Source organism: Paenibacillus sp. 1001270B_150601_E10, from assembly GCF_015558675.1.
Classification (GTDB): domain Bacteria; phylum Bacillota; class Bacilli; order Paenibacillales; family Paenibacillaceae; genus Paenibacillus_B.
In genome coordinates this window covers 176,233-186,954 of the sequence record NZ_JADMOL010000008.1, presented here as the reverse complement: position 1 = coordinate 186,954, position 10,722 = coordinate 176,233, and the positions used below count along the sequence as shown (strand labels likewise).

The following is a 10,722-nucleotide window of genomic DNA, read 5'->3' as shown; positions in this document are numbered from 1 at the left end:
GGAATAACCAGAGGTTTTTCCAATGTCTATTCTATGGGGTGCACTTCATGATGTCTCAGGGGCTTTTCATTATCCAAGATACAGGAGTTACCTTTTGATTTCTTAAAAAATCGATAAAAGGAGGGGCAGCATACGTATCTCATGCAAGCGGCTTACAAGGTTGGAAACACAACCATTCTTCAACATACTGCAGTCAAAGAGACATTAGGCTTGCAGCTCGCTTAGCTTCACGGCACGCTGCTCGGCAGCCGATCGGTTGGAAGCCTCCATCAGTTTCGTAAGTTCAATCGCCATCGTGATGTTTTCTTCTGTCTTCTCTCCAGTCTGAATGCTATTTACCCATTGTGTAAAAGCATTAGGAGCAGACTCGTCGATCTCAATCTCAAGTGCACCATTTCCTTCAAGCTTCGTACTGCTGACATGCAGCTTGTTGGCATCCTGGAAGCCATACATCAAGCTGCCTGCCGTTCCATGAATTTCAATGGTAAAAGGAGAGTTAGGGGTAACAAAACCCGTTTCAACAACTCCAATCGCCCCATTTGCATAGCGCAGCAATGTGATGGCATTATCCTCAACCTCACGGCCCGTTACATAGCCGTACTGCGCACTTACTGCCTCTGGCGCACCTAAGAACAGACGAGTAAGATACATCGGGTGACAGCCAAGATCGATCATGGCACCGCCATGTGTCTCTTCTAGCTTATAGAAATGCTCTGGCAGCCAGTTTGCAATCGCGCCATTGTGTGCCATGCGTACACGAACTTGCGTCAGTTCCCCGAGCAGGCCTTGTTCCAGCACTTTTTGTATCGCAAGCGTATATCCATCGTACATGCGGGGAAGGGATACCGTTAACGCTACATTCGCATGATTAACAGCCTCTACGATTTCATTGGCTTCCTTCAAGGTTGGCGCCAACACTTTTTCCGTAAAGATATGCTTGCCTGCCTTAGCGGCTTGGATCATCACATCACGGTGGGCATCAGTTGGAGTATCCACAATCACGCCTTCAATATCAGCACTGCGAAGCAGTTCGTCCAGCGTTTCATAAAAAGGAACCTGTCTGGCTTCCGCTTCGCGACGGCCACGAACGGGATCCTCATCCCAGATCGCAGCAATCTCCGTATCAGGGTGCTCATTTGCCAACTTTGCGTAATCTCCTGCGTGAACATGCCAGAAGCTCAACATGCCTACTTTTATCACTAGGTATCATTCCTTTCGATGATGTTTTTATAGGTAGAATGAAATATTTCTAGCTTACCACAGTTTATTATTTGTTTGTATGCGATTTCAACATTATTAAAGAACTTGTGATGTGGTTAATAAAGATTAGTGGATATTCGTTATAAAGCTTTGTCCTAAATAACTCTTAATAAAGGTTGGAATGGCATTCATTTCTAGGATTCGTTATCATGGTAGAAGGACTCATCTTTAGCTGAAGGAAGGGATTGCCGAATGGACATTATCGTAACTGCAAATCTTAGAGATGATATAAAGGCCGACCTGACAGATAAATATAAGCAGTTGAGCTGGAACTTTATTCGGGATCTCTCACAGCTCGACGCTTGGGTAGCTGAACGCGCAGAGGCTATTGTAACATTCGGTGGAGATATAACAGAGGATTTGCTGAAACAATTGCCAGCCCTTCGCTGGATTCAAGTGTTAAGCGCGGGCGTAGAGGGGCTGCCATTCGATACGTTGAAATCTCGTCAAATCAGCGTGACTAATGCTAGGGGCATTCATGCGATTCCAATGGCGGAGTTTGCAATGGGCCTTATGCTCCAAGAAGTCAAGCAATTTACAGCCATGCATGAGCAGCAAAAAACGAAAGTATGGAATAAAAAACTAATATTTGGAGAATGTTTTGGTAAGACTGTCGCGATTGTGGGAACAGGAGCCATTGGTACTGCGATTGCGAATCTCTCACGAGCACTTGGCATGAAGACGGTCGGTGTTAATCGCAACGGAGGCGCTAGAGTAGGATTTGATGAAATTATTCTCCAGAATCAAGTGAGCCAGGCCTTTCAACAGAGTGATTTCGTGATTGTCGTAGCTCCGTTAACGAAAGAGACGAATCAATGGCTTGACTATTCACTCTTGTCTCATTTAAAACCAGATAGCGTATTTATCAACCTTGGGCGAGGGGATATTGTGGTAGAGAAGGATCTAATCCGGCTGCTGCAGGAAGATAAAATAAAGAGAGCTTATCTCGATGTCTTTCAGGTAGAGCCTTTGCCTGAGGATTCGCCGCTTTGGAGCATGGACAGATGCGTCATTACGCCGCATGTATCCGCGATCACCCCTCAATATATCGATCGTAGTGTGGTTATCATGACTGATAATCTCGAACGCTTCCAGAAGCAAGAGAAATTGATTAATTTGATTGATTTAGAGGCCAGATACTAAGAAAAGTTGGTGATTGCAAATGACTTTATCCTATCCTAATCAAACGACTCGTGAAGAAAAGCTTAAGCATGCGCATACGGTTAAAGAATTGATGCTTAATCGTTATGATACGGCTGTCATTGCAATCGGGATATACGGTTCGCTTGGAGCAGGCACTGATCTTCCTTACTCCGACATTGAGATGCATGTCATCGTGGATGATACGGTAGAGCCAAAAGATTTTGAATTTGTATGGCACCATTATAAGATGGAGATCAATCTTCGTTCGGAGCAGGAATTACTGCAAGATGCAAAATTGGTGGATGAGATGTGGCCGATCACAAATGGAAGTTTGATTCGGGTTATGCCGCTTTATGATCCAAGAAAGTATTTTGAAAGAGTGAAGCAGCAGGCTATTCTGACCATGCAGCAGACGGAGCCATTCAAAAACATGGTGAAGCAATTCATGGTTCATGATCTGTACGAAACATTCGGCAAGATCAGAGGGAATATGGAAGTAGGCAACCGAAGCTTCATTCCATTAGGTGCTGTGGATCTTGTATGGGAAATCAGCGTTGTGATTGGACTTATGAATAGGCAATCCTTTACGACGCGTGCACGGGCGATAGAAGAAGCGCTGAATATGCCATCGCTACCAGCAGGCTATTCCGACCTTGCAGCTCAAGTGCTTAATGGCACTTTGCATGATATCGATAAGATCTACGCCTCGTGTGAACGGCTATGGAGCGGGCTGAATGCTTGGTGTGAAGCGAATGGAATTCATTATCGTACCGAGCATGTGCCGTTAGAGAATATGTTTAAATAAGCAATCACCGAATGAATAACAGACAGGAAGAGGAGTGGCAGCCATCATGATCAAAATCATACTGGTAAGACATGGACAAAGTGAGTGGAATTTAGAGAATCGCTTCACTGGCTGGACCGATGTTGATTTGTCAGAGCAAGGCCTACAAGAGGCTCGACAAGCGGGCTTGATCCTTAAAAAGAATGGTTACGTCTTCGATGAAGCCTATACCTCATACTTGAAACGTGCTATCAGAACGTTATGGGTTATGCTGTACGAAATGGACTTGATGTGGATTCCAGTCTATAAGACATGGAAGCTAAATGAACGTCATTATGGTGCGCTTCAAGGCTTGAACAAAGCAGAAACTGCTGAGAAGTATGGGGAAGATCAGGTGCATGCATGGCGCCGTTCTGTCGATGTTCGTCCTCCTGAACTGGAACTTGATGATCCTCGCTATGAAGCCAAGCTTCCACAATACAAGGACTTAAAGGATGAGGAGTACCCTAGAACGGAGAACCTGCTCGATACAGAGAATCGTGTTCTCGAATACTGGAATGAGCGTATTGTCCCTGATCTTAAGGTAGGCAAGCACATCATTATTGCTGCGCACGGAAATACCATTCGAGCGCTCGTCAAGCATTTGGATCATATTGAGGGAGACGGAATCGTAAGCTTGAACATTCCAACTGGCGTGCCGCTCGTATATGAATTGGACGAGAATATGAACCCAATTCGACATTACTACTTGGGCATGGACGGCCCGCTTCCAGAAGACGCTGTAGAAAAGCATATTTAGATGTTGCTCAACTTATAAATTGAGATTTGTGCTTGGCATCATCCTATTTGCTTGACATAAAGGAGCTTTCATCACTGCGGGCTGCGTGTAGATGGAAGCTTCTTTTGCTGCCTCTTCTAGCCAATTAGAAAAGAGAAAGTGAAGGAGACCCAATTTGTCAATTAGTCAAAATAGGTATAATGTCGTTTGCTCTTTCTCAGGATTGTGTAATATAATCCCATAAGATGAAAATGTTAATATAGGAGGCGTCTTTGTTGTTTTCTTTTCGAATTGAAGGGGTGAGAGAGAAGCGGTGGCTATATTCCATCATGATCTTCGTGCTTCTCTTATCTTCAGCGATTGTACTGATCAAAGGGCATTATTTTTTACTAGGAGATTTGTACAAGCCTAATAATGATGATGTGAAATATATACAAAGTGCAAAGCTGTTAATTAACGAAGGGGTATTGGCCTACAACAGCGGCGAGGAGCCGTCCACCTTTATCATGCCGTTATTCCCGATTATGCTTGCAGGGTTTATGAAGGTCTTTGGGCAAGGAGATGCAGCAATCGTTGCTTTCCGCCTGTTCCAATGTTTGCAGCAGGCCGCAAGCATTTATTTTATTTATATTATCGCAAGATATATGTTTAACTCCCGTGCAGCAATCATTGCTTGCATTATCAGCGCCTTGTACTGGCCGGATTACTTTTCGTCAGGCGTCATTCTCACAGAGTCGACCTTCCGGTTAGCCATCCTTGTTCTTATTGCGATCTCCATAAAGGCGGTTCAGCATCGCGGAGCGGGATGGTATGTATTTATAGGCGTTATGGTGGCCTTTGCTGCTTACTTTAAGCCGCATGCTTCGTTGTATCCAGCGATCTTCTTGGTGCTTTGGTGGAAGGAACGTTATTCGTTCCGTGAGATGGTAAGATCGATGATGTACATTGGAGCAGCTTATATTGTTTGCTTAGTGCCTTGGTGGATACGCAACTGGTTGACGTTCCATCAATTTATTATTTTTACGACTTCTGGAGGCAGTCCATTTTTGTTAGGCACACGGATTGATTGGAATTTGCCATCGGCGGACTTCTTCAAGCTCTACCCGCAATATGATCCTAAGACCGTCTTTGAAGGGTCTGACAGCAATGCTGTAGCGAAGGGATTAGATATATTAAAGTATGGCTTTACTTATGAACCGCTAAAGTATCTGCATTGGTATACGATAGGGAAATTCTACAATCTGTATATGATTCCATACTACTGGCGTCCCATCTGGCCATTCGGCAAATCATTGATGTTTGGCATCCAATACGTATTAGTATGGGTATCCTTGCTTGGTCTTGTATGGGCCATGATTCGCCAATCATTTGCTAAAATGCTGCCTGTACTGCTGACCCTGTGTTATTTTACCGTCATATATGTACCATTTGTTGCCTTTTCAAGATATGGCTATCCGAACATGGTATTATTCATTATGTTTGCAGCTTATCTGATCGATCAATTGCTTAATCTAAAGAAGAAGCGTTCACTTATTGAGCGCTAAGGATGTATTAAAGTAAAAAAGGGAGATTTTAGATGATGAGAGTGCTAGTAATTATACCAGCCTACAACGAAGAAAAAAGCATAGCCCAAGTCATCGCCGATATTCGTAAACATGTACCGACGGTAGATATCTTAGTGGTAAATGACGGTTCGACTGATAAAACAGAGCATGCTGCAAGACAAGCCCAAGCGGAAGTATTGACACTTCCTTTTAATGTTGGAATAGGCGGGGGCATGCAAACTGGCTATTTGTACGCCAAGCAGAATAATTATGATGTTGCCGTTCAGATGGATGCGGACGGACAGCACCCAGCAGAAGAGCTTTCAAAGCTGTTGGAGGCGATTCAGGATGCCGACCTCGTGATCGGCTCTCGCTATGTGGAACCTTCTGCATATCGCTCATCCAAGATGAGACGTGTGGGCATGATCTTTTTCTCGAAGCTCGTAAGTGCGATTACAAGAGAGCGATACACCGATACGACGAGCGGGTTCCGTGCTGCCAATCGGAAGGTCATTGATTTGTATGCTCAATACTATCCGATGGATTATCCCGAGGTCGAGTCCATCGTATACTTAAAGCGGAAGGGATGTCGCATCTCTGAGGTTAGCACCGAGATGAGAGAACGGCAGTCAGGAAAATCATCTATTACTCCTGTTCGTTCTGCCTACTATATGATTAAAGTGACGCTTGCTGTCATGATGTGTGCAATGCGCTTTCGTGAGGTGAAACCTACCGCATGACGATATACAGCCTCTCAACGATCATTTCCATTGCTTTTTTATTGATTATATTTGAGCTAGTCAGAAGACAACGTCTAAGAGAGCAATACTCCCTATTGTGGATTGCTTTTGGTGTGCTTTTGTTTATTATTTCATGGAATGTGACACTTGTTGAACAAATCGCAGAATGGCTCAATGTCAAATATGCCCCTGCTATTCTTTTCCTGTTCGGGTTGCTCTTCTGCTTTGCCTTTATTCTTCACCTGACGCTTGTTATTACGAAGCTGTCGAATCAGGTGCTGCGACTTACACAGGAGATTACTTTAATGAAAGGCAAGGAGCAAAAACATGAGCAAAATGATTAGCTATACCTTATTATTCAGCAACATAATCTTACTGGTATGTGGGCAGGTTCTCTTTAAAATCGGACTGCAGCGCAGCGGCGGACTTCAGTGGGTGAAATTGCTGCAGTCCCCTGCGATATGGGCGGGGTTCCTATTATATGGGATTGCGACAATATTGTGGTTCGCCGTGCTTTCGAGGCTCCCGCTTAGCGTAGCCTACCCCTTGCAAAGCCTCGCATACGTGTTAGCACTGCTTCCTGCTTTCTTTTTATTCGGTGAGAGCATCAACGCAACGAAGCTTGCAGGCGTTGTCGTCATTTTGATTGGGACTTATCTTATCGCTAAATAATGAAAGAAACACTTCCTGCAAGGTTATACTAAGGCTGCTTACCTTGTAAAGGAGTGTAGAGATGCGCGATTATCAAAGCTGCCTGCTTGATCCATCACAATCCGTTATGCTGATCATTGATGAAGAGCCGATGATGTTATTCGGTGTGGAGAATTCATCAAGAACTGCCATTATGAATAATGTTGTAGGGTTGGCGAAGACGGCAGACGTATTTCAGGTTCCCTGCATTTTGTCCACGATAAAGGCGACAACGTTCAGCGGCTTGCTATTTCCGAAACTTCAAGCGGTATACCCCCATGTGACACCAATAGACCGAACCTCGATCAATGCATGGGAGGACGTGAATATCAAGCAAGCCGTTCAAGCTGCAGGCAGAAGCAAGCTTATTATTGCAGGTCTTTGGACAGAGGCGTGTGTGCTGTTTCCTGCGCTTTGTGCAAGGGTAGATGGATACGACGTGTATGTGGTAACAGATGCTTCAGGCGGAGCTACTAAAGAAGCGCATGATATGGCCATCTTGCGAATGGTTCAAGCTGGGGTCAAGCCTGTAACCTGGCAGCAGGTGCTGCTTGAATTCCAACGGGACTGGAACAATCAGAATACTTATCAAGCGGTAGCCAATATTATTAAAGACCATAGCGGTGCATATGGACAGTGCATGGACTATGTGGAATCAATGATTCACAAGCCATAGCCAAATACAGCGAAAACCCGGACAGACTTCTTTTAAGAAGGACTGTACCGGGTTTCTTATGTGTTTGGGGATATACTTCTATACATTCTGCTTATGACTATAGACGAAAACGCATTACCTGATCCATCAAGCCTTCCTCCATCAATATTTCTCGTTGTCTTGGACCAATTAGATCAAAGTGTGGGTAAGGCGGGCGGTGGTGAATGTACTCAGCGGGCAGTTGATGTTCCGTGCACCATAGTGCAAGCCGCTTTACGTCGCTGCAGCCGACCTTCGTGACTGTAGTTATACCAGGGAATCGATGATCAAGCCAATAATGAGTTAAAAAGGCGATCTCCCCGCGTTGAACGGCTGCCTTCCATGCCGCTAGTTCTTGTCTGGTTACGCCAAATGCCATGCTGCTGTGCTCATCCTTTGCTGAATAATGGGTATCAGCCCTATTATAACAAAGGTAGATCATAAATGGCTAACGAGATCCCATTCGTTCTTGAAACATCTGCAAGGCATACTCATATAGCTTCATATCTAAAGAGCACCGGTAGCGAATTAAAGCAATAACATCCGATGATAGCTGTTCCCGCTGGATTCTGCGAGGAATTTTATTTTCATGCGGAATCGTAGTGGGAATCGGCCAATGGAAGAGGCGTCCAAGCATTTTAAATGATTCTGGCATATGTTCTGTCACCCCGATAAATCGGAATTGCCCTCTTAGAAACTGCTTTACGAGATAGGGGTTGCGAAAGGTACTTCCTGGTGCCCAACCTATCGAAGGATCTACAGCATCATCTCCAAAGGTTTGGGTTAAATTTAGCATTCTGGCTTGAGGATTGTTGTTTAAGCCCTCCCAGTCAGGATCCTCGAGAAATTGCTGAAAGCTTAAGTGCTTTATGTCATGATATAGTGGCATTTCTGCATCATTTCTTATAAAGGAATACATGGATAGCAATTGATCAATAGGATGACGTACAAAAGTGATATATTCGCAGGGACGGTTCAGATAGAGATGTATGCCGTAGGGGAGATGACCTGCGATAAACCGTATCCGGCTTTCAGGCTGATTGCATTGCTCAACAATATCGATCATATCGTGATGCGGGATAAGGGTTGGGTTTAAAGTAGCTTGGAAGAAGGGAGAAATGGAAGTGAAGCATTGGTCTTTGTGATATAATATGGTAAAATCTTCAACTCTAAAAACGCAGTTGAAGACATCCCAAGAGGAGGAAAACAGAAATGAAGAAGAAGGTTGTTACGACTTTATGCGGTACCATGATACTTTTGGTGGGCATGGGCACAGGTGCATTCGCGAGCTCGCATCTCCAAGAAATTAAAGCGTTTTTAAACGGAGATTTAAAAATCAGAGTGAACGGGGAGATTACCCCTCTCAAAGATGGCAATGGCAAAGCGGTGCTTCCTATTACTTATAAAGGAACTACGTATCTTCCGGTACGATCTGTTTCTGAGCTGCTGGATGTTCCGGTGAATTATGACGGGACAGCCAAAGAGGTGATTATTGGCGAACAGCAGGCAGGCATTCCCGTGAAGCAGGAGGATTTTGACACCAGTCTGCATACCAAGGACCCTGCACTGACCAAATACGGCGGCAAGAATTATAAGGAGGTTCTGTACAGCGCACCTAATTCTAATATTAAATATACCGCGCTCAGCCCTAACGGCAAATATCAGAAGCTTGTTCTGCAATTCGCTGCAGTCGGCAAGGAAGTGGAGTCTATTGAAATTAGGGATAATGACAAGAATGTGCTCCTTAAAAAAGTAGAGAAGATTTCGCCTAATAGTGATCTCCAGATGATTGAGGTAGATATTTCTGGAGTAAAGAACATCGCAATAAATGTGACACAAGCTGTTGACGGTGGGTTCATTATTCCGCTAGATACTTCAATTTACAAGTAAGATTAAGCAGAGAAGCCAACAATGCCCGTATAGGCGGAGTGAGCTTATTTTCACATGAGATTACATTAGATTTTTCCTTGTTCTTTTGCAATGAAGAGATTTAAATCCATCGTCCGTTATATGTGGACAGGCTTACAGGGTATGCGTCGTCGGAGTGTCAGAAGAAAATAAAGTATTAGACTCGAAAAATAAAGTTGTAGACTGGCATGGCGATTAGCAAACGGCTGAACAGTGAGCGTGCAACTCGAGCTCCTGGTTCTTATGGATGCACCGGGGCGGGCCGCGATCGGCATGCCGGCGACAAGAATGTGTTCGCTGGTGGCCAACTGAAGGACATTACTCAGTCTACTACTTTATTTTATATGAATAGTATCTGTTTGCAGTAGGATACCTTCTCCTGCTGGTTCAGTCTAAAACTTGTTTCTCAATACCTGACGATTTTGTAACCAAAAAACCGTGTCAGATCAACAACTCCAGTCTACTACTTTATTTACTTCGAACAACAGGAATTGGCTCTCCCTACGAAGTCCCTTTGCATCCTGAATTGGTGCTGGACACATCGATCCAATCGATAGATGAGTGTACGGCCCAGGTTATACATCTGCTGTACGCTGGAGGCTACATCTATTCTTCTGGATAAAGGAGCGAATCATATCCTATTTCAAGGATAACGGTATTGAAAAGAGGAGGACCATCCCTTGAGTGAGGTCCTCTTTTTGGCTGTCCTTTAAGACTGAATAAGGGATAAATTTATGGTCTAAGGGCAAGGTATAGTCATATTAGATAGGCCTTAGACCCAGAAAGGGGAGAATCAACTTGAGCAGAAGAAATCGAAACTCACGCAATAGAACGCAAGAGCAGCAGATTATGATGAACTTTCAAGCAGAAGTTATGCGGAGTGAAGGCTTTGCCGTGAACCCTAACCGACCTGAAGACGTAAAGTATGAGGTTGCAAAGGAGCTGGGTGTACCACTTACTCGCGGCTATAATGGACAGCTTCCTGCTGAGTCAGCAGGACGTGTAGGCGGACGCATTGGGGGAAGCATGGTCAAGGAGCTAGTTCGCCTTGCGCAGGGAAATCTAACCAAACGGCAATGAGAGGAAACGATGTCGCAATGTATGAATGTGTGATTGTTGGCGGAGGCATCGCAGGTTTGCAGGCTGCTATCCAATTAGGACGTTATAAGCATCGAGTGCTC

The 10,722-nt window shown here is 44.5% G+C and carries 13 protein-coding genes and 1 pseudogene (1 of these 14 only partly in view); 11 read left to right on the top strand and 3 right to left on the bottom strand.

From position 1 onward, the window contains the following. Positions 1-204 precede the first annotated feature (204 nt). Positions 205-1,200 carry a Gfo/Idh/MocA family protein gene (locus I2H74_RS18355; RefSeq protein WP_195575681.1) on the bottom strand — a complete coding sequence of 332 codons (996 nt, stop codon included), beginning with the start codon at positions 1,198-1,200 and terminating at the stop codon, positions 205-207. A 252-nt stretch (positions 1,201-1,452) separates the two neighbouring features. Between I2H74_RS18355 and I2H74_RS18350 the strand changes: the two genes are divergently transcribed. From I2H74_RS18350 to I2H74_RS18315, 8 genes are all read left to right on the top strand, one after another. Beyond that, complete coding sequence (locus tag I2H74_RS18350) at positions 1,453-2,403, top strand: D-2-hydroxyacid dehydrogenase (protein ID WP_195575680.1); 951 nt, start codon at positions 1,453-1,455, stop codon at positions 2,401-2,403. 19 nt (positions 2,404-2,422) lie between these two features. Next, positions 2,423-3,208, top strand: a complete 786-nt coding sequence (locus tag I2H74_RS18345; protein WP_195575679.1) for a kanamycin nucleotidyltransferase C-terminal domain-containing protein — start codon at positions 2,423-2,425, stop codon at positions 3,206-3,208. Between the two features lie 46 nt (positions 3,209-3,254). Next, the gene (gpmA, locus tag I2H74_RS18340) at positions 3,255-3,986 is read left to right on the top strand and encodes a 2,3-diphosphoglycerate-dependent phosphoglycerate mutase (protein ID WP_195575678.1); all 732 of its coding nucleotides are present in this window, start codon (positions 3,255-3,257) and stop codon (positions 3,984-3,986) included. A gap of 254 nt (positions 3,987-4,240) precedes the next feature. Continuing rightward, the gene (locus I2H74_RS18335; protein ID WP_229106815.1) at positions 4,241-5,509 is read left to right on the top strand and encodes an ArnT family glycosyltransferase; all 1,269 of its coding nucleotides are present in this window, start codon (positions 4,241-4,243) and stop codon (positions 5,507-5,509) included. Positions 5,510-5,541: 32 nt separating this feature from the next. Beyond that, positions 5,542-6,249, top strand: a complete 708-nt coding sequence (locus I2H74_RS18330; protein ID WP_229106814.1) for a glycosyltransferase family 2 protein — start codon at positions 5,542-5,544, stop codon at positions 6,247-6,249. Next, a complete protein-coding gene (locus I2H74_RS18325; protein ID WP_195575677.1) occupies positions 6,246-6,593 on the top strand; it encodes a DUF2304 domain-containing protein in 348 nt (115 codons plus the stop codon). The genes I2H74_RS18330 and I2H74_RS18325 overlap by 4 nt, the downstream gene beginning before the upstream one ends. Continuing rightward, a complete protein-coding gene (locus I2H74_RS18320; RefSeq protein WP_195575676.1) occupies positions 6,577-6,921 on the top strand; it encodes an EamA family transporter in 345 nt (114 codons plus the stop codon). Before I2H74_RS18325 ends, I2H74_RS18320 begins: the two co-directional genes overlap by 17 nt. Positions 6,922-6,982: 61 nt before the next feature. Continuing rightward, on the top strand, positions 6,983-7,615 hold the full coding sequence (locus I2H74_RS18315) for a hydrolase (protein WP_195575675.1): 633 nt from the start codon (positions 6,983-6,985) through the stop codon (positions 7,613-7,615). 97 nt (positions 7,616-7,712) lie between these two features. Here I2H74_RS18315 and I2H74_RS18310 read toward each other — a convergent pair whose 3' ends face one another. Further along, positions 7,713-8,012 carry a hypothetical protein gene (locus I2H74_RS18310; protein WP_195575674.1) on the bottom strand — a complete coding sequence of 100 codons (300 nt, stop codon included), beginning with the start codon at positions 8,010-8,012 and terminating at the stop codon, positions 7,713-7,715. Between the two features lie 69 nt (positions 8,013-8,081). Further along, a complete protein-coding gene (locus I2H74_RS18305) occupies positions 8,082-8,522 on the bottom strand; it encodes a hypothetical protein (protein WP_324254105.1) in 441 nt (146 codons plus the stop codon). Between the two features lie 323 nt (positions 8,523-8,845). Here I2H74_RS18305 and I2H74_RS18300 point away from each other — a divergent pair, with 323 nt between their 5' ends. The 3 genes and pseudogenes from I2H74_RS18300 to I2H74_RS18290 form a co-directional block, all read left to right on the top strand. Next, complete coding sequence (locus I2H74_RS18300; protein ID WP_195575672.1) at positions 8,846-9,523, top strand: stalk domain-containing protein; 678 nt, start codon at positions 8,846-8,848, stop codon at positions 9,521-9,523. An 867-nt stretch (positions 9,524-10,390) separates the two neighbouring features. Beyond that, positions 10,391-10,621 (top strand): alpha/beta-type small acid-soluble spore protein, encoded by a 231-nt coding sequence (locus I2H74_RS18295; RefSeq protein ID WP_195575697.1) that lies wholly within the window; start codon positions 10,391-10,393, stop codon positions 10,619-10,621. Positions 10,622-10,638: 17 nt separating this feature from the next. Continuing rightward, a pseudogene (locus tag I2H74_RS18290) lies at positions 10,639-10,722 on the top strand (NAD(P)/FAD-dependent oxidoreductase) (it continues 836 nt past the right edge of the window).

Bases quoted from the DNA above. Each gene is read 5' to 3' on its own strand.
- I2H74_RS18350 (WP_195575680.1), top strand. From the start codon at position 1,453: ATGGACATTATCGTAACTGCAAATCTTAGAGATGATATAAAGGCCGAC.
- I2H74_RS18345 (WP_195575679.1), top strand. From the start codon at position 2,423: ATGACTTTATCCTATCCTAATCAAACGACTCGTGAAGAAAAGCTTAAG.
- gpmA (WP_195575678.1), top strand. From the start codon at position 3,255: ATGATCAAAATCATACTGGTAAGACATGGACAAAGTGAGTGGAATTTA.
- I2H74_RS18330 (WP_229106814.1), top strand. From the start codon at position 5,542: ATGATGAGAGTGCTAGTAATTATACCAGCCTACAACGAAGAAAAAAGC.
- I2H74_RS18325 (WP_195575677.1), top strand. From the start codon at position 6,246: ATGACGATATACAGCCTCTCAACGATCATTTCCATTGCTTTTTTATTG.
- I2H74_RS18320 (WP_195575676.1), top strand. From the start codon at position 6,577: ATGAGCAAAATGATTAGCTATACCTTATTATTCAGCAACATAATCTTA.
- I2H74_RS18315 (WP_195575675.1), top strand. From the start codon at position 6,983: ATGCGCGATTATCAAAGCTGCCTGCTTGATCCATCACAATCCGTTATG.
- I2H74_RS18310 (WP_195575674.1), bottom strand. From the start codon at position 8,012: ATGGCATTTGGCGTAACCAGACAAGAACTAGCGGCATGGAAGGCAGCC.
- I2H74_RS18305 (WP_324254105.1), bottom strand. From the start codon at position 8,522: ATGCCACTATATCATGACATAAAGCACTTAAGCTTTCAGCAATTTCTC.
- I2H74_RS18300 (WP_195575672.1), top strand. From the start codon at position 8,846: ATGAAGAAGAAGGTTGTTACGACTTTATGCGGTACCATGATACTTTTG.
- I2H74_RS18295 (WP_195575697.1), top strand. From the start codon at position 10,391: ATGATGAACTTTCAAGCAGAAGTTATGCGGAGTGAAGGCTTTGCCGTG.